The organism is Pseudomonas sp. GW822-FHT02D10 (genome assembly GCF_058802345.1).
On record NZ_JBXAOB010000007.1, the window covers coordinates 205,958 to 227,963 of the forward strand.

The window sequence follows — 22,006 nt, forward strand, 5'->3', positions numbered from 1 at the left end:
TTTCCGGCCAGCCAAAAAAACGGCCGCGCCGCGCATTATGCGCAGTCAGCGGCCGTTGCATCACGGAATCAGGCGTTTATACGAAACGCCCCGGCACGGGATTACCCGGCCGGGGCGCTACGCGTTCAGGCGGTCAGCGAGTAGATCAGCGCCGAAATCGCCACCAGGCCCACCAGCGTCACAAAGACGTTGGAAGCGTGGCCGCGATAACGCGCCATGGCAGGCACCTTGCGGATCGCGTACATCGGCATCAGGAACAGAATCGCTGCGATGACCGGGCCACCAAGGGTTTCGATCATCCCCAGGATGCTCGGGTTCAGCGTGGCGACGATCCAGCAGACCACCAGCATGAACGCTGCGGTCATACGATCCAGAGTCTTCGGTGCCGGGCGGCGACCGCTCTTGACGATCAGCCCCTTGAGGCCTTCGCTGGCGCCGATGTAATGACCCAGGAACGACTTGGAAATGGCCACGAAGGCAATCAACGGCGCGGCGAACGCGATCGTCGGGTTGCTGAAGTGGTTGGCCAGGTACGACAGGATCGACAGGTTCTGTGCCTTGGCCTCGGCCAGTTGTGCTGGCGACAGGGTCAGCACACAACTGAAGACGAAGAACAGCACCATCACCACCATCAGGGCGTGAGCGCGAGACAGAATTTGCGAGCTGCGCTCTTCGGCGTGCATGCCATAACGACGCTTCTGGTCCACCGCGAAGGCCGAGATGATCGGCGAGTGGTTGAACGAGAACACCATCACCGGAATCGCCAGCCACAGCGTGTGCAGCAACGCCGAAGGCTCGGGCAAAGTGCTCGCGGTGGCGAGAATGCCGCCGTTCCAGTGCGGAATCAGGAACACCGCCAGAAACAGCAGCGCCACGATGAACGGGTAAACCATCAGGCTCATGGCCTTGACGATCATCTGCTCGCCGCAACGCACCACGGCCAGCAAACCGAGAATCAGCACGAACGACAGAATCGCCCGTGGCGGCGGCATGATGTGCAACTGGTGCTCGAGGAAGCTGCCCACGGTGTTGGTCAGGGCGACGCTGTAGATCAACAGGATCGGGAAGATCGCGAAGAAGTACAGCAAGGTAATCAGGGCGCCGGCCTTGATCCCGAAATGCTCTTCGACGACCTCGGTGATGTCGGCCCCCGCGCGACCGGATAACACGAAGCGGGTCAGGCCACGGTGCGCGTAAAAGGTCATGGGGAACGCCAGCACCGCCAAAATCAACAGCGGCCAGAAACCGCCAAGACCTGCGTTGATTGGCAAAAACAGGGTACCCGCGCCAATCGCCGTGCCAAACAGGCCCAGCATCCAGGTGGTGTCATGGCGATTCCAGCTACTGAGGCTTGCTGGTGCCGCCGCTTCATAGCGTTCATCAACGCTATTGGCCTGATCATTCATCCGGTCGGATCTCCGCATTCCGGTCACTTGTCACTCGGTCAGGACGAGTCAGAAAAAGCTGACAGGCAGCGCCCTGGCCGAAACAGGGGCGCGATTGTCCGGGATTAATGAGCAGAAGCAAAGACTTAGCTGAGGAGCGGTTGTGCGGATCAGAGGGTCAGGAATGGCTTTGCGCGCTACAAACCTATCGCTCGCGTAGTCGTCGAGGCTCTCGAGAAGTAAGGTGCGAATGTCGAAAACTGGATCATACGCAACGAGGCGGCTCGCCCATTTCGAGCCTCCTCAGAAGGAATGGGTCAGCTGCTGACCGTAGCGATTTGCTTCGCACGACCGTTCTGTTTGCCAATCAGAAACACCAATAGCGAACCGATAGCGGTCAATATGCAGAGCGGCATCAGTGCAATTGGAAAGCTCCCGGTCTGATCACGCAGTACACCGATCACCGAACTCATGGCGCCCGTACCCAAGTGGGCAAAGGTATTGATCGCTGCAATCCCTGTGGCCAAAGTCGCCGGCGGCAGGGATTCGGAGCAAAGTGCCCAGAACGGCCCCTTGATCGCATAGTTACCCATCAATACGAGCGTCAGCAGTACCAGCGTAATGCTCAGGGAGTCCGTGAACAGCGTGGCGGCGAAGCTCACCGCAGTAATGGCTAGCGGAATAGCCGTGCTCTTGATTCGTTCCCCGCTCTTGTCCGCACGCAGTCCCCAGAAAATCATGAACGCTGCGGCCATGCCGAACGGAATCATATTCAGCAGACCCGTTTGCATGTTGGTCAGATGGAAGGATTTCAGGATCTGCGGCATCCACAACGACAGCGTGTTGCTGGTTGCCGAACTGCCCATGTAGATAATCGAAAGCACCCATACATATTTGTTGGTAAACACGGCCTTAAGGGTCCCGCTTACGCTATGAGCGTGCTGAGGAATACCGCTTTCGCGCGCGGCCTTATCGTTGGTCAGTTGCTCGCTCAGCCAATCCTGTTCCTGCTGAGTCAACCATTTCGCTTCGCTTGGCCGATTCGGCAACACTTTCAGCGCGAGCAATCCCAGCGTGATCGCGGGAATGGCTTCAAGCATAAGCAACCACTGCCATCCCTTGAAGCCTGCCAGACCGTCCAATTGCAACAGCAGTGCCGACACAGGTGAGCCGAGAAAGTTGGAGAGTGGTATCGCCACCATGAATAGCGCAACGATTCGAGCCATGTACGCTTTGGGGATGCATTGCGTGAGGTAAAGAATGACGCCGGGAAAGAAGCCGGCTTCGGCTGCACCCAAGAGGAATCGGGAAATCGAATAGGATATCGGCCCGACCGCAAATGCCGAACAGAAACCGACGATGCCCCAGGTGATCATGATGCGCGCGATCCACCGGCGGGCACCGAAACGCTCCATGGCCATGTTGCTGGGCATTTCGCACAGTACATAAGCGACGAAAAACAGCGTGGCGCCAAATCCGAAGACACTGGCCGTCAGGCCGATGTCCTGGTTCATGGTCAGTGCAGCGAAGCCGATATTGACTCGGTCAATGTAGGCGATGAAATAACAGAGTACGAGAAAGGGAATCAGGCGAACCCCCAACTTGCGCATAGTCGATTTTTCAATTTCAGTATTGGATGGCTTGTTCATGGAAACCGCTCTCTTGTAGTTGTAATAGGCTGCTCTTGCGCAGAACCTCTCGATGCGGCACGAGAGGTTTGACTGCAACGTGGTATTTCAGACTTGCTGCACGTTTTCGTTACACGTGGGTAGGATGAATGCTCATCTGCAAATGCTTGGGTGAGCTTCAGCCTTCGCGTTTTGCAAAACCGAATAACCGTCGAGGTGCTTGCACGAGCAGCGAATGGCTAAGCTGCATCGAACACTCCAGGGCTTGCCGCTGATCGATTACTGTGCCGAAACCGATGCTTTCCTCATGCTGCGTGTGTGGCCAGTCGCTGCCCCATACAAGCTGGTGGAGGCCGAAACTTTGCTCCAACAGCGGTAATGCCGATCGGGCGAAATTGATGTTTTGTTGCGGCGTACCTCCCAAACGATAGATTCCCGATACCTTCATCCAGATCGACCCTCTCGATCCCAATTCCAGTAACTCGGAAAACCCTGGCTGATCGACTCCCGAACGGGCATCAGGCCGGCCGAAGTGGTCAATGACCAGCTTCAAACCGAACGGCGTCAATTGATGGATCAGTGCCGGCAGATCCTTTACCTCCCGATGCAATTCGACATGCCAGTCAAGATCAGCGATGTGGCTGAAAAACTCTCTCCAGGCGCGATTGCGAAAATCAGGTAACGCCTTGCCAATCAGGTTCAAGCGAACGCCGACCACGCCAAGGTGAGCCATGTCATTCAACAGGGCGCGACTAACACCTGGCTCTAGCACGACCACTCCTCGCAACTGCTCCGGCGCTTGCCTCAGCGCCGCCAGCAGGTAGCTATTGTCGGTGCCGAGAAAACTCGGCTGCACCAATACGCCGTGACTCAAACCATGGGCACCCAGGTGATTCAGATACTCCGCAAGCGTGGCATCGTAGTCAGGGGCGTAGCGCCGTGCAGCGACCAGGTTCAGTCCCCGGCCAAAGACATGAGCATGGGAATCGATGCCGGTGATCGGCGTAAAACAGGTATCAGGCATGGGTTTCATCTATCGCAATTAATGATTATCACGCTCGGGCGCTCTCGCTGCCGTTAACCGGGACTAATGGGGTCGCGGCTTCGAGACTACGACCACGGGTTTCCGGCAGGCAGAGGGCAGCGACTACCGCCACGCCATAGGCGATCCCGGCGTCAATGCCAATGGCCGAGCCCAGCGACATGGAGTCACTCATATGGCCGACCAGAAACGGGAACACCGCCGAGAGCACTCGGCCGAAGTTGTAGCAAAACCCTACGCCAGCGCCGCGCACGTCCGCCGGGTACAGCTCGTTGAACAGTGCGCCGAGGCTTGCCGGAATGCCCGCCGCGAAGAAGCCGAGCGGAAAACCGAGGAACAGCATCTGGGTATTGGTCAGGGGCAGGAACACGTAGCACTGCACGGTGACGACACAGCACAGCGCGAACAGCACGATGTTTTTGCGGCGGCCAATCCGGTCGATCAAGAACCCGCTGACGACACAGCCACACCAGAAGGCAAAGATGATCACCGCCAGGTAGCCGCCGGAGTTCAGCACCGACAGGTTGCGCTCGGTCTTGAGGAATGTCGGCAGCCACGTCATCACGGCATGGTATCCGCCGTGTGCGCCCAGGCCCAACAGCCCTCCGAACAGCGTCACGCGGATCAGTTCAGGGCGGAAAATACCGGCCAAGGATTTGAAGAAACTCTGCGCGATGGTGTGTTCTTTTTGCAGACGCTGGAAGCTGTCGGGCTCCTCGACATTGCGCCGTACCCAGAGGATCAGGAACGAGGGCAGCAGGCCAACGACAAACATCACACGCCAGGCTACGTCTTGCGGTACGAAAGTATAAATCAGCGCAAACACCCCGACCGCCAGGCCCCAACCTACGGCCCAGGCACTTTGCACGGTGCCCATCACTTTGCCGCGGTATTTCGGGTTGATGGTTTCGGCCATCAGTACCGCGCCGGCAGCCCACTCACCGCCAATGCCGAAGCCTTGCAGTGCCTTGACCATCAGCAACTGATGAAATCCCGTGACGAACGCGGACAGAAAGGTGAAGAAGGAGAACCACAAAATCATCCACTGCAACGTACGCACCCGGCCGTAGCGGTCGGACAACGTTCCCCCTACCCAACCGCCGATGGCCGAAGTGACCAGCGTGACACCACTGATCAGCCCGGCATCGCCCTTGGTCAGGGCGAAGGCGGCAATTAACGCCGGAATGGCCAGGCCGAACATTTGTACTTCCAGTGCGTCCAGCGACCATCCACCGAAGCAGGCCCAAAACGTTTTGCGCTCCCGAGGAGTGACTTGGCGATACCAGCTGAACATGATTTCTTATCCTTATAAGTGGAACGTGAGGCAGCCGAAAGCGAACCGCGCCGTTACGAGGCCAGGCATGGCAAACAAAACGATGAATCCGGCGGTGATCGAGGCGCCGTTGAGCGATCCGCTATTCAGGCAAGGCGCTAGCGAATGTCCACGCTGTAGCGGAAATGCTCGGCATGCCCACGGGAGCGACGCCACTCCAGAGGCGCACCGGCGTAGTCACGCGCCAGACGCTCGATCACCACCACGGGACTGTTGATCGGTATTTTCAATAATCGCGCATGCACGTCATTTACAGACTCGGCGGTGAGTGTTTCTTCGGCACAGGCGACGACCTGACCGCAGACTTCTTCGTAAATCGGGTAAAGCAACGGCCCTTTTCGACTCAGGTCGATCTCTAGCAGCGGCTGAAACCGGCTGCGAGGCAGCCAGATTTCTTCGGCAAGTACCGGCTGAACATCGAGAAGACGTACGCGGACAATGCGAATAACCGGCGCGTCGATTGGCAGCCCTAACGCATGGGCCACCGCCGAGGGTGCGGCCACCGGCTCAATAGACAGGATGCGGCTCTCCGGTACCTGGCGTTCGCCCGCAGCAGTCTGGAAGCGAAAGAATCGGAAAAGCGAAGATTGAAACTGAGGCCGACGCACGAAGGTGCCTCGACCTTGCTGACGCTCAAGAACGCCCTCACTGACCAGCGCGTCGACCGCTTTGCGTACGGTGCCAGTGGACAGTTGGTACTCCGCTGATAGCGCGGCTTCGGTGGGAATGGCCTCCCCCGGACGCCAGCGATTGTTGGCAATCTGTTCAGCCAACTGATCACGCAGGCGTTGATAAAGCGGTAGGCGGACATCACTGGACAGGGAATTCATCGACTTTATTCACCTTGTTATCTAGTCATCTATATGAATATTGAAGCGAGTATTCTCCTCATGCATTTTTCTGTCAAGAAGGGTTACCGAACCTGGCTGACGAACGGTGGGCGATAACAGATTCAAGCTGCGCAGCGGCCATCTGATGTTCTGAAACGGTCGAATCTTGCTTAACATGCCTGGCGACAATCTGATGGAGTGATGCCATGCCTCTCGTTCGTGTCGACATCAAGAAACACCAGGATCCCACCTTCGCCAAACGCGTTGGCGAGCTGATCTACGCCGCCATGCGCAGCGCCATCGGCGTGTCCATTGACATGTTTACTGACCCCACAGCATGATCGGCCTCATGAACTTCTCTGCGCTGAACCTCACCCGCACCACCACGACCGCCCTCGGCGGGTCGTGCGGTGGCTGGCTGAAATGAATACAGCGCAGTGAACCCAGGCCCCGCCAGCAATGGACGGGGCCTTGTTGTTTCTCCCGTCCGTTCGGCACTTCACGGAGAAACACCTATGTCATCGGCACTTTTGATCATTGATATGCAGGTTGGTCTGTTCAACGGCCCGGACAAGCCCCACGACGGCGAGCGAGTGCTTGCCAACATCCGGCAACTCATTCGCCAGTCCCGAGAGCGTGAAGTGCCGATTTATGCGGTACGCCATACCGGCCCTCAGGGTTCAACCATCGAGGCTGGCAGCCCATTCTGGCAATTGCTTCCCGAGCTGGAGCTGGATGCCAATGTCGACACCCTGTTCGATAAAACCCGCCCTAATTGCTTCCTCGGTACTCGACTGGCACAACAGCTCACCGACGCCTCGATAAACCAATTGATCATCGTTGGCATGAAAACCCAATACTGCATCGACAGTACCTGCCGAGCCGCAGCCGAACAGGGCTTTCAAGTGACGCTGGTCGCCGACGCTCACACCTGCATGGACACTGCGGCGTTATCGGCCAAAATGATCATTGAGCACCATAACGCGACCTTGAACGGTGCATTCGCCAAAATAGTGAACACTGCGGATACCAGGTTCTGATGCACTGAAAAGATCGTCCGAAGGCTCGGGCCGCGTTCGGACGATCTTTTGATCCTGCTTCTATTCCTGGTGATTGCCAAACCGCGCTGCAGTCAGCAATCTCAACCGACATTCGAGCCCCGATATTCCGATGCCTTCAGGAGCCCAGCATGCCTGCAACCGTACTGGTACTGGTTGAAACCATTAACGACTACCTGCCGATCCTCGAACATCAAGGCTTCCACCTGATTCTCGCCCCCACGCCCGCCGAGCGAGCCCAGGCCATCGCCAGTCACGGCGGACAAATCGACGCCGTGCTGACGCGCGGTCCCCTGGGGTTGTACGCCGACGAAATCGCCGCGCTGCCGAACCTGAAAATCATCTGCGTGATCGGGGCCGGTTACGAGCATGTCGACCTGCAAGCCGCCAGCGACCGCGACATTACCGTCACCAATGGCGCCGGTGTAAACGCCTCGTCGGTGGCCGATCATGCAATGGCCTTGTTGCTGTCGTTGGTGCGTGACATCCCTCGGTGCGACGCGGCGGTGCGACGCGGTGAATGGCCGAAAATCATGCGCCCGTCACTGGCCGGCAAACGCCTGGGCATTCTGGGGCTGGGCGCCGTCGGCAGGGCTATCGCCAAACGCGCCGCCAATGGCTTCGACATGACGGTGAGCTACCACAGCCGCCAGTTGCTCAGCGACGTAGCCTACGAGTTTTGCTCGACACCCTCAGAGTTGGCCCGGGCCTCTGACTTTCTGATCGTGTGCACACCCGGCGGCATCGGCACACAACACCTGGTCAACAAACAAGTGCTGGATGCGTTGGGGCCCCACGGTTTTATCGTCAACATTGCCCGCGCCAGCGTGGTTGCCACCAACGATCTGATTGCCGCGCTTGAACAGCGGCGGATCGCCGGTGCCGCGCTCGATGTATTCGATACCGAACCTCAGGTGCCGGATGCGCTCAAGGCATTGAGCAACGTGATCCTCACACCTCACGTGGCCGGCCTGTCACCGGAAGCAACCCGGGACACCGTTGAGCTGGTCGGGCAGAACCTGATGGCGTTTTTCTCCAACCGCCCGGTATTGACACCGGTTGCGTTGCCCCCGCCACTCTGAGAGGACGTTAGAGAACCCCTAATAACGTCCAGAGTCGACGCGACTCCGCGTCAGCCGATATCAACTCGCCAAGTAATTCGCTCAGCGGTTTATTGCCCCACTCCACACCGCGCCTGATCAAGTAAGGCACCGGACTATGGGGCTCGGTTCGCGCCAGGTATTCGGCAATCAGCAACAGTTGCCGATAAGCCTCCTCGCGACTCACCGGCTCGCGCATGGCCTGCGCGGCCTCCGGTTCCGGAGTGTTGTTTTGCGGCGCCTGAACCTGCGGTGGCTCAACCGGGGCGGGGGTGGGCTGACGTGGATGCATGGCGATGAACTCCTGAACGAGCGTCAACAGCGCCTCGATGATGTCCTGCAACGATTTGTAGCCTGGCGCCTGACTGCCCAGGTAGGCATCACTCCAGTTCTCGAGCCGTTGCAGATGCTGCAAGCTCAGCAACAGGCTGCCTTGGCTGCGCAACCAGAATGACAGGGGTGTCGCACGAATCTGTTCAGTGAGTTTTTTCTGCTCGTTGCGCGCGGTTTCAGCTGAGGTTTTCGCGGCCTTGGTGTCATTGACCATCACCTGTTGCACTTGCAAGCGTCGCCAGTCATCCAGGCAATAGCCCGCAAATTCGCTGGTGCGAGTGTCGAACAGCGGCACCCGGGTGAGCAGGATTTCACTGTAGCGGCGCGCCAGCCATTCGAGAGGAATTACCCGCCACGACTGGTCGCCCTCCTCGGCCTGCGGGTGAAGTTGCTCAGGGTAGCGTTCGCATAAACCCGCCACCAGCGCCAGGCTGCCCGGCAATCCTTCCAGGCCGTCCAGATGCAGCCAGGCTTCGCCGAGCCAGGCACTGAGCATCAAGTCCTTGCTGCGTTCCAGCAGCAAACGGGTGGCGAGTTTTGCCTGTTCCGGCCATTGGGCACGCTTGATCGACGACTGCCAGACCCCCGTTGGCAAACTGGTATCGTCTTCGCGGCGCAGTTCGCGCAACTGGTCGAATTCAGGCTCATAGCGCAGGTCCTGGCCACAGGGCGTTTGGTCGCTGATCGGTTCGATCAACTGCGTGATCAGCTCCGACAGCGGCGATGACAATGAAGGTGACGGTAGACTCACAAGCCCTCCTCGTTCGTCACGATGGCTGCCGTCGAACCCGTCGAGATAAAGGGTGAACGCGGAGCACGGGTCGGCAACGGTTGAATCGACAACGGCAGTTTTGATCCCTGAGTCATCCATGACAGGCGCATGAACATCTGTGTCGGCTCCTCAATGCTGGTGCTCGCGGCGACCGGCAAGCGCAAGGTCAGCGGAAAATCCGTGTAGTCCATGCTTGGCTGGCGCTGATTCGACTGGTGCGAGCGCATCAGGCGCAGCAAAGACCAGGGCCCGCCGTATTCCCAGCCGGCCTCCAGATTGCGGATCACCAGGTTCGGCTGCAGCGGGTCATTGACCGGCCGCTGGGGACCATTCCTGGCCCAGCGCAAGGTCAATCTGACCGGTTGACCGACCATCCAGCGCAGGTTCTGTTGGGCCTCTCCGGGATAGCTGATCTGTTGATTGCCGGCATTCAAGCCCCAGGCAATGACCTGATCGGCGCCGCGTTCTTCCTCGCGATCAGTGCGCCAACGCACGTCCATCTCCACCCCCAGAATGCCGCTTTTGTCTCGCACAAACAGCGGCCCGAGCCAGGTGCTGGCCTGTTTCAAGCGGTTGAGAAAGTCCTCTGCGGCCAAACGTTCAGGTGTCTGGCTGAGCAACAAACCGGCTTGCGCCACCGGCAGGCGCTTGTCGATCAACTCCAGCAAATGCTGAACCCGTGCCGGGTCGGCATCGGTAACCTGTGTGCTATTGGAAAACGGAAAACGCTCGGCCAGGTACTGATTGAAGTAATTGGCCAGGTCGTTCCACGCCGCCGAAGCCTGTTGCTGTTGCAGCGACTGACAGCGTTGCATCGCGGTTTGCTGCAGCTCCTGGGCCCTCAAGGCAAGCGTCCCACGGCCACCGGGAACGTTGGCGGTTTGCAAGATCTGTGTACAGGACCCGGCGTCCATGTCGATAAAGTCCCGGCTCACCAACTGTTCGATCTGTGCCGCAGAACTGGCGGGATTCTGCTCCTTGTACTTGAGCAGTTCATCATTCAAGGCACTGAACTGTACAACCCGTTCGTAATCCAGTCCCGACAGATTTTGCTGCTGGACCTTCAGCCACTCCAGCGCCGGGGTACGTTGTTCGGTAATACTCAACATGGTGTTGAACTGCTGCTTGAGGCTCAGCTTCAGATCCTGCACATCGCTGGCGCCGTACAGCTGCAAGCCCAGGTTCTTCGAACCATCCCACCGAGCAATACTGGCTCTCTCGCTGAACAGCGGCTGGGCGACAATTTCGTTCAGGCCACTGGCGACCTCGGCCAACGCCCGGCGGTTGAGCGCATTCTGCAAACGGGTGGCCAGGTCACTGCGGCGCACCTCGATAAAGGCTTTCTGCAACGCCACGGCCTGCGAGGCCTGCACATTGAACCCGACGCCTTGCTGTGCCTGGCCGCCCTGCTCCTCCAGGCTGAGCCACATGGCCTTGGCCGCCGCCCCTTCGGCAGCCTGAAGCAGCGCACCCCGGTAAGCCGGCGGGATGCGTGGCAACTCTTCGCTGGCGTAGCTTTTGTAACTGGCGAAGTAATTCAGCGCACTGTTGAGACCATCATTGTCAGCACTCTGACTCTGTGAAGCACTGAGGTCGGAATCTTCCTGACGCAGTGCAATGGCCACGAAATCGCGCTTGAACAAAGCCTGCACCGAGTTGTCCAGCTGGCTGACATGCTCCTGCAACACCAGTTGCCCGCTACCTTGCTGAACCAGCAAGTTGCCACGCGAACCCGCCTGGGCAATCCATTGATCACGAAAACTCTGCTGCAACTTCGAAGCCTGCGTTTCCAGCTGTTGCTCCAGCTGCGGCCCGAGCAAGGCACTTTGGCGCACTTTATCCATCAGCTCGCGGTAGCCCGGCACCAGGTCCTGGCCCTTGCCCCGTCCCCACGCAGAGTTGGTCAAGCCAATCAACGCTTGCAGATCGTCAATCAGCGCCCTCAAGTCCTCAAGTTCGCTGAGAGAATTGCCGCTGCCGGACTCCAGCCGCTCCAGGTGCAACTTCAGGTAACCGGCCTGACGCACAAAGTTATCAGCCAGAAAGTACTGGTCCAGCCAGCGCTCCATGAGGCCTTCAAAATTCGTCGCGATGGATGAGCGCTCCGTGCTCAGGTCCAGCGCTTTCAACCCGCTGGTGTCGGAATTGAGCAACACCCGATTATAGAAGGCCGAGCGACGCAACGTGCCGACGTTGAGGTTCAGCGACAAGGCGTTATTGCTCAGCAGCACCAGGTCATCGAGCGGGCTCCGGGGATTATTCAACGCCTGATTGAACCACTGGTTCTGTTGTTCGAGACGCACCGCGCGCTCGACCAGTTCCTTGGCCTTGACGTAGTTCTGCCATTGCGCCGGGTCTTCGCTTTCCACGTTCACTCGACGCTCCGTATTGCGGATCGCCTTGAGCTGCGCCAGGTCCGACACCAGCAACTCTTGCAGCGGCACCAGCAACTGCCGCTGGGCAGTGAGCCGCAGTTCGTCCTCCAGTTGCGCATCCAGCGAGGAAAACCAAGAGGTAGGAAAGACCACCGAACTGAACGTCCAGCGCGGGGCTCGTTCCAGTACCCGCCAGAAACTCTCGACGTTGCGTCGCGTCGGCTCCAGCCGATGGGCTTCGTCCGTGACCGCGACATAGTTTTTCTGCGCCCCTTGCAGCAAGCGCGACAACTCATGAGCATCCTTGACCGAGTCGTGCCAGACCCAAACCATACCGATCGCCCAGACCAGCCCGACCACCAGCGCCACCACGCCAGTCACCCGTTGCCAGCGTTGGCGCAGCCGCAAAATACGCGGTACGACCTGGGCCACGCCACGCTCGGCGACAATCCGTCGCTGCCATAACTGCCGGGCAAAAGCGCTGTGCTGCAACACCGAGTCATAGGCCGAGAAACTGTCGCGGGTACTCTCTGGCGCTTGGTCGGCGGTGAAGTAGATCCCGCGAAAACGCGGCGCTTCGCCTTGTGCATTGCCCTGAAAAACCGGCTCCAGCAGGGTTTGCAGCGTGCGCCGCAGCGTTTCGAAACGGTCCGGCAACGCAAACAACTCGCGGCTCAAATGCCCGGACAAGGCACCGATCTCGATGATCGACTCGGACAACGCCCGATTCACCTGATCCAGTGCTTGATCACTCCATTGCGATTGCCAGACCGCCTCAGGCGAATACGGCGACGACCAACCCAATGCCCGTTCCCGTGCCTCGGCCGGCAACGCGCCAATCAATTCCTGAAAACCCGGCAACTCCTCCATCCCGGTGATGACCACGTACACCGGCAGGCTCAGGCCAAAACGCTGCAACAGATCGATAAAACGCCGCCGGGCCGCGAGACCGAGACGGGTTGCCTGCTCCGGATCGCTCAGCTGACTGACTGGCACGGTCCAGATCACCGCGTCCAGCGGCCGCTTGCTGCGCAGGCGCACGATCAACCCCAACAGACGCCACCAGCCGCCTCGTTGCAGGTTCAAGCCTTCATCAGGCAGGAACAACGCCTGTGGCACCACCAGCACCGCGCCCTCGGGGTCCGACCACCAGCGCCCGAACCAGGCCGGCTTTTCGGTGGGTTGCAAGCGCCATTGGGCACACAGTTGAGTGCCCTGGGTTTCGTTGCCGAGCATCAGCAGCCATGGAATCTGATAGCGATCCTGAGTGCCCTGCTCCTGCTCCATGTGCCGGACCGACAGATAGAAACTGCGAATGGCGGCGCCGCTCTGGGTGCGTAACCACCAGACCGCCACCAGCAACGCCGTCAGCAGCAACAGCACCGCAACGACAGTTGCGACAATGCCCAGGGTACTCATGAGTCTTGCTCCTGGGCCGCTGCCATTTCGGAAAGGTGCATGACCGGCTCAAGCTCCTGACGGATGTCGCGCCAGAACATCTGCCCCAACCCTGTCATCAACAGCAGGACGCCGAGGATCGCCAGGCCCAGACGAAAACCGTCGGGTAGCGACAGACGCATGGGCAACTGCACCGGAGCGACCGCCGAAGGCTGCTCCAGCCTGGCGCTGACATCGGCGTAATCGGGCTCGTGTTGCCAGGCGAAGGCGAACAATGCCAGCCGCCATTTTTCATGCTGGACCTGATTTTGCTCGCCGCGCAGACGCCCTTCGAAACCCAGGACCAGGCATTGCAGATACACATTGGCCAGATCCCGGGTGGCTGGCACCTGATCGTCGAGCAATGCCTTGATCGCCAGCGGTAGCCGTTCGCCTGCCTGGCGGCTGGCGTACATCCGCGACTCCAGCGGTTTGTCCTGCCAGGCGAGCTGACCCGGCCAGGGCGTAAACAACAGGGTCTCGTCGATCAGCGCGACAAACGCATACACCACGGCGGTCACCTGTTCGGTGGCGGCATCACCGACTTTGGCGAACGCCGTTCGCCACAAGCGTTGGGTAATCTGTGTCGAAAACTCGACGACGGCCTCGACCAGCGCCTCATCGTCACTGTCCTTGGACTGTTCGTTCCAGGCCTGCGACCACGCTTGCCAGGCCTGACGAAAAGCATTGCTCAGCGGCGCTTCGTGAAGGCCTCGTGCACCGCTGCCGACGTTCCCTTCAGGCATTTGACTCCCCTTCCCTGATCAAGCGTTTTCATTGGCTTGGGCGACGAACAACACCACTTGCCACGGGCTGCTTGCCAGCTGCGATGCCGGCGCGACAATCTGCAGTGGCAGCTGCCCGTCGAACCATTGCCCCTGGGCGGTGACCACGAACAACCGGGTATCGTCGCCCACGCTGTAGGCCACCTGTTCGTTACGACTCATGGCCTCATGCGCCAGACCGCGCATGCGTTGTCGACCGAGCAAGGCAATGTGCGGTGCGGACGCGATGATCGCGCGGCTCAACCACTCACTCGCAGACTGCTCGCTCGCGCCGTTGGGCATGCGCAAGCCAATCACCAGCCGCTGGCTCGGCTGATCGTCGGGCAACTGAATCGAGAAGAGGTGTTCGTGGCGTTCGAACGGCAGGCTGCGATAGCCGGCGCGAATCAATTCGAGGGTGTTTTCCAGCCAGTCGAGGACGCTCTCGTAGCCACGCTGCAACTCGAGAAAATCCAGCGCGGCGAAGGCCGGCACACCCGCCAGCGGATCAAGCGCCGACCAGGCGCCGGCCAGCCCGAGCAACAGGCCATACAGCGCTTGCGGTGTCGCCAATCGGCTATTCAGCAAACCCTCGACCTCCGGCAAGCGCGCCCAGAGCGCCGTCAGCTGGCGACGAATTTCTGCAGCGTCATCCTGATTGCCAGCCTGCTGCGCCTGGCGCAAGCGACCGGCCAGGAACATGCACTTCTCTCGTGCCCGAGCACACAGACCGGCGACCCGACGCCCCAGCACCGACTCCGGCAACAGACACGGCGTCGGCGCGGTGTAAGGCAGTTGCAAAAAACCGCCGCCTTCCTTGCGAACACGCAGCAGCGGCACACAGACCGAGTCCGCCTTGTTCAGCTGCGTGCACAAACGCGGATTGGGTCGCCATACCGTGATCGACTCGGGGTATTGACCGCTGGTGAGGTCTGGCAGTGCATCACCGACCACCGATTGCAATCGCCCCGTGAGCGGCAGTAATTGCCCGGCACGCCACAACGGGCTGACCGCCAGGTACACCGTCACGGTGGCGTTGTCCGTTGCGTTGACCGCTTCGCTGACATCGAGCTCCAGCATCGGCCCCACACCGGCCTGCACATTCACTGGCAAACCATCCGGCAACGTCGCCTGCAACGCGAGCAGCCGAACGTTCCCGGCACTGAGTGCCGAGGGGTCGATTTCAAGGTGGGTGACCCCCCAGAACCAGGGGTTGCAGGCCTTGGCAAAATGCGCGACCAACGCTTCGGCGCGCAGCCCTTGCAACTGAAAATGCTGGGGCAGCAATTGCATGCCCTCGTGCCAGCAAACCGCGTCAGGTAGCAAACTCATACGATTCCCTTCGACGTCGAATGTCGCCGCTGACCCGCGGCCTGGCTATCTATTCAGTGCAAATCAGTCAGTGCGCAGCGTCGCTGACCAGTGTCATCTCGCGACTGTCGAACTTCAGCCAGGCCTTGCGCTGATCGTCCAGTCGAAGTCGGTGCGCTCCGGGTGTGTTATAGCTGGCGAAGATCAAAAGTCCAGCCGCTCGCTTGCCGCCCAGGGGAAAGGGTTGTTGATCGATAAACTGCCCTGGAACCAGCTCCAGCCCCCAGACCGTCATCATCTGCCGGTAGTCGCGCTGAAACTGTTCGCGCTCGCTGAACCATTGCCGAGCGGTCATGGCCGACAGTTGCTTGAGCAGGTCCGGATCATTCACCGCCACAAAATCCACGGCAATCGGGGTGTCGTCATTGGCATGGGCGGCGACGTCCAGGGTCAGGCTATCGAGATCGACTCGCGGTCCGAACAACGAACAGCCGGTGAGCAACAGGAACAAGAGAGGGCTAAAAAAACCTACGCGCACAATGAATTTTCCTTTTCTCATGACGGTCGAAAATTGTTTTTGTTTGCTTTTTTATAGACCTGTTCTAGCGTCTTGGGTAGTTCGGTCAGCACGACGAACGTGGAAGGTTCGTCAAGGGAATGACAGGTCCCACTGCCTCCCTTTCTAACCTACGGTTCAGCAAGGGAATGCGATGAGCGGGCCTCCCGAAGCATTGCTCCCACCCAATGCATCGGAGTCCGCCACCATGGCCGAAAGTACTCAGCACAAGCTCGACAGGGTCCGTCCGCCCCGTGTGCAAATCACCTATGACGTTGAAATAGGTAATGCCATCGAGAAGAAAGAATTGCCTCTGGTGGTCGGCATTCTTGCCGACCTCTCCGGCAAACCGCTGGAACCCCTCCCCAAGTTGAATGAACGGCGCTTCACCGAGATCGATCGCGACAACTTCAACGAAGTGCTCGCCTCGATCGCCCCGCGCGCCACCTTGCAGGTCAACAACACCCTCAGCAGCGACGACAGCAAGCTCAACATCGAGCTCAAGTTCGGTCATATCGATGATTTCGACCCGGTCAAAGTGGTCGAGCAAGTGACGCCGCTACGGCGCCTGTTCGAAGCGCGCCAGCGTCTGCGCGATCTGCTGACCAAACTCGACGGCAACGATGACCTGGACAAACTGCTGCGCGATGTCATCGCCAACACCGAAGGCCTGCAAGAGATCAAGTCGGCCCGGCCGGAAGCGGCCCCTGCACCTGCACCTGCACCTGTCGGCGATGCCGACGCGGCGCCGCAAGATCAAGCCTGATCGTTTATCCACTTAGGGAGAAATTGCCATGCCCGCCTCATCCAGCGCCCAGGCCCAGGCCAGCGAAAACAGTGTGAACGAGACTTTGTCTCTGCTCGACCGAATCATCGCCGAAGGGCGAATGGCCCACGACGACAGCCAGCAGGATTACGCCCGCGACATGCTCGCGGAATTCGCCACCCAGGTCCTTGACGAAGGCATGGCCGTCGACAAGGACACCGTGGCGATGATCAATGACCGCATCAGCCAGATCGACAAGCTGATCAGCGCCCAGCTCAACGAAGTCCTGCACCATCCGGACCTGCAAAAACTCGAAGCGTCCTGGCGTGGTTTGCACCTGTTGGTGCAGAACACCGAAACCAGTTCCCGACTGAAACTGCGCTTGCTCAATGTGACCCAGAAAGAACTGCAGAACGATCTGGAAAAAGCCGTCGAGTTCGACCAGAGCGCGCTGTTCAAAAAAATCTACGAAGAGGAATACGGAACCTTCGGCGGTCACCCGTTCAGCCTGCTGGTCGGTGACTACACCTTCGGCCGGCATCCGCAGGACATCGGCCTGCTGGAGAAACTCTCGAACGTCGCCGCCGCAGCCCATGCTCCGTTCATTGCCGCTGCCAGCCCGCGGCTGTTCGATATGCACAGTTTCACCGAGCTCGCGGTGCCGCGCGACCTGTCGAAAGTCTTCGAGAGCCAGGAGCTGATCAAGTGGCGCTCCTTCCGCGAAAGCGAAGACTCGCGCTACGTGTCGCTGGTGCTGCCGCACTTCCTGCTGCGTCTGCCTTACGGCCCGGAAACCTTGCCGGTGGAAGGTATCAACTACGTCGAAGACGTCAACGGCAGTGACCACAGCAAATACCTCTGGGGCAATGCGGCCTGGGCCTTGTCGCAACGCATCACCGAAGCTTTCGCCAAGTACGGTTGGTGCGCGGCGATTCGCGGTGCCGAAGGCGGTGGCGCCGTCGAAGGACTGCCCGCCCACACGTTCCGTACCACCTCCGGCGATCTGTCGCTCAAATGTCCGACCGAAGTGGCGATCACCGACCGTCGCGAGAAAGAGCTCAACGACCTCGGCTTCATCGCCTTGTGCCACAAGAAAAACAGCGACGTGGCGGTGTTCTTCGGTGGCCAGACCACCAACAAGTCCAAGCTCTACAACACCAACGAGGCGAACGCCAACGCACGGATCTCGGCCATGCTGCCTTACGTGCTCGCGGCGTCGCGCTTCGCGCACTACCTGAAGGTCATCATGCGCGACAAGGTCGGCAGCTTCATGACCCGCGACAACGTACAGACCTACCTCAACAACTGGATCGCCGACTACGTGCTGATCAACGACAACGCCCCCCAGGAAATCAAGGCGCAGTACCCGCTGCGCGAGGCCCGAGTGGACGTTTCGGAAATCGCCGGCAAACCGGGCGCTTATCGAGCCACGGTGTTTTTGCGGCCGCACTTCCAGCTTGAAGAGCTGACGGCCTCGATCCGCCTGGTCGCCACCCTGCCGCCACCGGTAGCGGCCTGACCTGTCTCCCGCCGGCTTGGCCGGCGGGATTTCCCTTGTTTATCTAGCGCGATTTTCTTCAGGAGTTTCATGCGATGGATGCAATCATTCTCGACCTCGGCGGTGACATCAAAGGCGACAGCCTGCTCGAAGGTTACAAGGACAAGATCGAAGTCATGTCCTACAGCCACAACGTGGCGATGCAGGTGACCAACGACGTCAGCAACTCAGAGCGCACCTCCGGCAAGCCGCACATCGGCGAGTTCACGCTGACCAAGTTCGTCGACAGCTCGACCCCTTCCCTCAACGAGTACTGCTGCGCCGGCAAACCGATCCCGGAAGCCAAGATCACCATCGGGCGCAACGCGGCCGAAGGCAGCGGTCAATTGATGCCCTTCATCATTTACACCCTGACCAACGTGGTGCTGTCCAACGTCAGCGTCAGCGGTGGTACGGGCGGTAAACCGGTGGAAACCCTCTCGCTGAACTTCACCAAGATCAAGTGGGAACTCACCGCCCAGAAAGACGATGGCACCAAGGAAGGCACGGCCGCTTCGACCTGGGACCTGGCCGCGAACAAGCTGATCAAGGGCTGACGGAGTACCCCGAAAATGACCGGCACCGGCATTCTGCCGCCGCTGTTCGAACGCCTTGCCGCCAGCGAGGCGGATACCGTGCAGGCGTTCGATCGGCAGGCACTGTTGGAGTCGGTCCGTATCGAGTTGCTGCGTTTGTTCAACACCCGCCGTGGCCAGCGCCCGCTGACCACGCCGCCGAGCGTGCTTGACTACGGCATCGCTGACTGGACTGCACTGCAGCAACAGCGCAGCGATGACCGTCGTCAACTGGCGCGGCAGATTCGCGAAGCCATCGACCACTTCGAACCGCGCCTGCGACTCGACGAAGTCGACGTCACGCCAGTACCCGAACAGCCGCAACAGCTGAGCATCAGGTTGCAGGGGGAGCTACGCAGCGGCAAGCAACACTGGCCTGTCGCATTCGTCATCGAGAAAACCGGCGATGGCCTTGAGGTGCGCAATGAGCGACTCGATTGACCCGCAACTGCTCGATTACTACCAACGGGAACTGACCTGGCTGCGCCATGCCGGGAGCCTTTTCGCCGAACGCTATCCCAAGGTTGCCAGACGCCTGGAGCTATCCCCCGGCGAATGCCCGGACCCGCACGTCGAACGTTTGCTCGAAGGTTTCGCCTTGCTGGCGGCGCGCCTGCAACGGCGACTCGACGACGATTACGCCGAGTTCAGCGACGCGCTGCTGGAGCAACTGTATCCGTTGACGATGCGGCCGCTGCCGTCCTGCGCCATCGTGCAATTCCAACCTGACCCGAGCAAGGGCAACCTGGTCGGCGGTTATCCGTTGCCACGCGACACGCCGTTGTTCGTCACCACCCATAAGGGTGAAAGCATCCACTTTCGCACCAGTGCTGCCGTTCACCTCTGGCCACTGGAAATCGACGAAGCCTTGCTGCTGGGAAGCGACGAAGCCCAGGCCCTGACCGGCGTCGCCCACGCACGCTCAGCCCTGCGCTTGAGCCTGCGCTGCCTGGGCCAAAGCCAGTGGGCAGAGCTCGGCATCGAGCAGTTGCGCCTGCACCTGGCCGCGTCGCCGGTGATCAACGCCAACCTGTACGACTTGCTCGGTGCACACGCGGTTCAGCTCCTCGCCGGGCCACCCGGCAGCACGCCAAAAATGCTGGCCGGGCTGCCAAACATCGTCGGTTTCGCCAACGATGAAGTCCTGCTACCCAATGAAGACGGCGTGCATCCGGGGATGCGTTTGCTTGCCGAATACTTTGCCTTTCCAGACAAATTCAATTTTTTCGACGTGCCGCTGGCGGGTGCAATCAGCGACAGCCAGACGCTGTATCTGTACATCATTTTCGACCAGGCACCCGGCAGCCGCCTGCACTTGCAAGCCAGCGATATCGCGCTCGGCTGCGCGCCGGTGATCAACCTGTTCCCGCGAACCTCCGAGCCGCTGCGCCCGGACGGCACTCGCAGCGAATACCGCCTGGTTGCCGACAGCCATCGGGAAAACAGCGTCGAAATCCACAGCATTAGAGCCATGCGCGCCAGTACCGCTCAGGGTGTGCAGCGCGTGCCGGCGTATTACGGCAGCCAGCACGGCGGCAACCACCGCTGTTACTGGCATGCCCGGCGAATCAGCGGCATGACCCCGAACCGCTTGGGCACCGACCTGATGCTGAGTCTGGTGGACACCCGGCTTGACCCGTTTGCCGAGGTGACTGAACTGAGCCTGACCGCCGAACTGCTCTGCACCAATCGACACCTGGCCCAGAGCCTGTCGGCCGGAACGCCGCTGGGCTTCGAGCGGCCGGGACCGATCGCCTCGGCGCGTTTGCGTAATCCGCCGAGCCCGCAAAGCCTGCCGCGGCTGGACGGTGAATCACGCTGGCGGCTGGTCTCGCAACTGACCCTCAATCATTTGTCGCTGGTCGAAGGTCCCCAGGCGCTGGAGGCGCTCAAGGAAATCCTCGCGCTGCATAACCTGCGTGACGAGGCCAATGCACTGCGGCAAATCGAAGGTCTGTTGAGCCTGAACTGTGAGCGAGTCATCGCGCATGTCGGCGAAGACGCCTGGCGCGGTTGGCGCAATGGACTGGAGGTTCGTTTGCAACTCGATCAGCAGCATTTTGTCGGCAATAGCGCGGTGCTGTTTTCAGCCGTGCTGGCGCAGTTTTTCTCACTCTATGCCACGGCCAATCGCTTCGTGCGCACGGTACTGGTCCAGTCAGACAAGGAGATCAAGGCATGGCAACCCCAAGCCGGCATGCCGCTCTCCCTCTGAGCCTGAGCCAACGACTGCGCCGCGATCCTCAGGCGTTCGAGTTGTTGCAGGCCTTGTTGCTGCTGGAGCGTGAGCATCCGCAAGCCGAATCGTTGGGCAGTGGCGCCGCACCGCAGGCGGAAGCGCTGCGTCTGCGCGGTCCGTTGACCCCACTGTTCGCCGCCAGCCAGGTTGAAAGCCTGAGTGACGAAACGGGCCTCAAACCGACCCTGACCACCCCGGTTTTCGGCCTAGGCGGCCCGGATGGCCCCCTACCCTATGCGTACCAGGAGTGGTTGCAGCAACGGGCCCGCGCCAAGGACCACGCTCCGGCCGAGTTCCTTGACCTGTTCCAGCATCGGCTGCTCAGCCTGCTGTACAAAGTCATGCGCAAACACCGGATCGCCGCTGGTTTCTCGGTGCCAGACGCCACACCGGTGCACGCTCAGTTGCGAGCGCTGACCGGCTTGCTGCCCAAATCCCTGCACGAGCGTCAGGCGCTTCCCGATGCCGCCGTGCTGGCGTGCAGCGCGCTGTTCGCCGACGGGCGCCGTTCGCTCGCAGGCTTTGCCGCGATCGTGCGCGAACAGTTCGAATTACCGGTCGAGCTCAGCGCCTATAACGGTGCCTGGCGCGAGATTCCTCCCGCCAGCCGCAGTCGCTTGCAGCCGGGTGGTCGCAATCTGCAACTGGGGCGCAGCGCCGTGGCCGGCACGCGGGTCTGGGATGAACATGCCGGAATCCGTCTGACCCTCGGCCCACTGGCACCCGCCCAGGCCGCCGCCTTCTTGCCGGACGGTGAAACGCACGCCGCCTTGGCCAGCCTCAGCGCCCTGTATTTCGGTCCGGATCTGGATTGCACACTGGTGCTGCTGGTCCGTGGCGCCAGCCCGATAAAACTCGGTCGCCAGACGCCGCCGCTGTTGAGCTGGAACGGCGGTCTGCAACGCCAGTCCAGCCTCACTGTGCAACGCATCGAGACTCGTCTTCGTCAGCTGGAGATCACCTGA

The 22,006-nt window shown here is 60.1% G+C and carries 18 protein-coding genes and 1 pseudogene; 9 read left to right on the plus strand and 10 right to left on the minus strand.

The genetic code is table 11. The features are described 5' to 3' along the window. Positions 1 to 125: 125 nt before the first annotated feature. The 5 genes from AC1RPZ_RS14185 to AC1RPZ_RS14205 form a co-directional block, all read right to left on the minus strand. Positions 126 to 1,406: a serine/threonine transporter gene (locus AC1RPZ_RS14185; RefSeq protein ID WP_493137663.1), complete on the minus strand. Its 1,281-nt coding sequence runs from the start codon at positions 1,404 to 1,406 to the stop codon at positions 126 to 128. A gap of 296 nt (positions 1,407 to 1,702) precedes the next feature. Beyond that, positions 1,703 to 3,034: an MFS transporter gene (locus AC1RPZ_RS14190; RefSeq protein WP_493137771.1), complete on the minus strand. Its 1,332-nt coding sequence runs from the start codon at positions 3,032 to 3,034 to the stop codon at positions 1,703 to 1,705. A gap of 157 nt (positions 3,035 to 3,191) precedes the next feature. Beyond that, positions 3,192 to 4,037 carry an amidohydrolase family protein gene (locus AC1RPZ_RS14195; RefSeq protein WP_493137664.1) on the minus strand — a complete coding sequence of 282 codons (846 nt, stop codon included), beginning with the start codon at positions 4,035 to 4,037 and terminating at the stop codon, positions 3,192 to 3,194. A 28-nt stretch (positions 4,038 to 4,065) separates the two neighbouring features. Continuing rightward, complete coding sequence (locus tag AC1RPZ_RS14200; protein WP_493137665.1) at positions 4,066 to 5,349, minus strand: MFS transporter; 1,284 nt, start codon at positions 5,347 to 5,349, stop codon at positions 4,066 to 4,068. A gap of 137 nt (positions 5,350 to 5,486) precedes the next feature. Next, complete coding sequence (locus AC1RPZ_RS14205) at positions 5,487 to 6,218, minus strand: GntR family transcriptional regulator (RefSeq protein WP_493137666.1); 732 nt, start codon at positions 6,216 to 6,218, stop codon at positions 5,487 to 5,489. A 206-nt stretch (positions 6,219 to 6,424) separates the two neighbouring features. Between AC1RPZ_RS14205 and AC1RPZ_RS14210 the strand changes: the two are divergent. The 3 genes and pseudogenes from AC1RPZ_RS14210 to AC1RPZ_RS14220 form a co-directional block, all read left to right on the plus strand. Then, positions 6,425 to 6,526 (plus strand): annotated as a pseudogene (locus AC1RPZ_RS14210) (tautomerase family protein); the annotation flags it as partial. A gap of 207 nt (positions 6,527 to 6,733) precedes the next feature. Further along, entirely contained in the window at positions 6,734 to 7,258 is a 525-nt protein-coding gene (locus AC1RPZ_RS14215) for a cysteine hydrolase family protein (RefSeq protein ID WP_493137667.1), read from the plus strand. Between the two features lie 149 nt (positions 7,259 to 7,407). Next, positions 7,408 to 8,358, plus strand: coding sequence for a 2-hydroxyacid dehydrogenase (locus tag AC1RPZ_RS14220; protein WP_493137668.1), 951 nt, complete (start codon positions 7,408 to 7,410; stop codon positions 8,356 to 8,358). A gap of 7 nt (positions 8,359 to 8,365) precedes the next feature. Here AC1RPZ_RS14220 and tssA read toward each other — a convergent pair whose 3' ends face one another. The 5 genes from tssA to AC1RPZ_RS14245 all read right to left on the minus strand — a co-directional run bounded on the left by tssA (position 8,366) and on the right by AC1RPZ_RS14245 (position 15,927). Beyond that, a complete protein-coding gene (gene tssA / locus AC1RPZ_RS14225; protein WP_493137669.1) occupies positions 8,366 to 9,460 on the minus strand; it encodes a type VI secretion system protein TssA in 1,095 nt (364 codons plus the stop codon). After that, positions 9,457 to 13,275: a type VI secretion system protein gene (locus AC1RPZ_RS14230; RefSeq protein ID WP_493137670.1), complete on the minus strand. Its 3,819-nt coding sequence runs from the start codon at positions 13,273 to 13,275 to the stop codon at positions 9,457 to 9,459. The genes tssA and AC1RPZ_RS14230 overlap by 4 nt, the downstream gene beginning before the upstream one ends. Further along, the gene (locus AC1RPZ_RS14235) at positions 13,272 to 14,039 is read right to left on the minus strand and encodes a DotU family type IV/VI secretion system protein (RefSeq protein WP_493137671.1); all 768 of its coding nucleotides are present in this window, start codon (positions 14,037 to 14,039) and stop codon (positions 13,272 to 13,274) included. The genes AC1RPZ_RS14230 and AC1RPZ_RS14235 overlap by 4 nt, the downstream gene beginning before the upstream one ends. An 18-nt stretch (positions 14,040 to 14,057) precedes the next feature. Beyond that, positions 14,058 to 15,389 (minus strand): type VI secretion system baseplate subunit TssK, encoded by a 1,332-nt coding sequence (gene tssK, locus AC1RPZ_RS14240; RefSeq protein WP_493137672.1) that lies wholly within the window; start codon positions 15,387 to 15,389, stop codon positions 14,058 to 14,060. A gap of 67 nt (positions 15,390 to 15,456) precedes the next feature. Beyond that, the gene (locus tag AC1RPZ_RS14245; protein ID WP_493137673.1) at positions 15,457 to 15,927 is read right to left on the minus strand and encodes a type VI secretion protein; all 471 of its coding nucleotides are present in this window, start codon (positions 15,925 to 15,927) and stop codon (positions 15,457 to 15,459) included. Between the two features lie 205 nt (positions 15,928 to 16,132). Between AC1RPZ_RS14245 and tssB the strand changes: the two genes are divergently transcribed. From tssB to tssG, 6 genes are all read left to right on the plus strand, one after another. Further along, on the plus strand, positions 16,133 to 16,690 hold the full coding sequence (tssB, locus tag AC1RPZ_RS14250) for a type VI secretion system contractile sheath small subunit (RefSeq protein WP_493137674.1): 558 nt from the start codon (positions 16,133 to 16,135) through the stop codon (positions 16,688 to 16,690). A 28-nt stretch (positions 16,691 to 16,718) separates the two neighbouring features. Further along, positions 16,719 to 18,209, plus strand: coding sequence for a type VI secretion system contractile sheath large subunit (tssC, locus tag AC1RPZ_RS14255; protein WP_493137675.1), 1,491 nt, complete (start codon positions 16,719 to 16,721; stop codon positions 18,207 to 18,209). A 74-nt stretch (positions 18,210 to 18,283) separates the two neighbouring features. Beyond that, the gene (locus tag AC1RPZ_RS14260; RefSeq protein WP_019690979.1) at positions 18,284 to 18,784 is read left to right on the plus strand and encodes an Hcp family type VI secretion system effector; all 501 of its coding nucleotides are present in this window, start codon (positions 18,284 to 18,286) and stop codon (positions 18,782 to 18,784) included. 15 nt (positions 18,785 to 18,799) lie between these two features. Beyond that, on the plus strand, positions 18,800 to 19,243 hold the full coding sequence (tssE, locus tag AC1RPZ_RS14265) for a type VI secretion system baseplate subunit TssE (RefSeq protein WP_493137676.1): 444 nt from the start codon (positions 18,800 to 18,802) through the stop codon (positions 19,241 to 19,243). Beyond that, positions 19,227 to 21,017, plus strand: coding sequence for a type VI secretion system baseplate subunit TssF (tssF, locus tag AC1RPZ_RS14270; protein WP_493137677.1), 1,791 nt, complete (start codon positions 19,227 to 19,229; stop codon positions 21,015 to 21,017). The genes tssE and tssF overlap by 17 nt, the downstream gene beginning before the upstream one ends. Beyond that, positions 20,981 to 22,006 (plus strand): type VI secretion system baseplate subunit TssG, encoded by a 1,026-nt coding sequence (tssG, locus tag AC1RPZ_RS14275; protein ID WP_493137678.1) that lies wholly within the window; start codon positions 20,981 to 20,983, stop codon positions 22,004 to 22,006. Before tssF ends, tssG begins: the two co-directional genes overlap by 37 nt.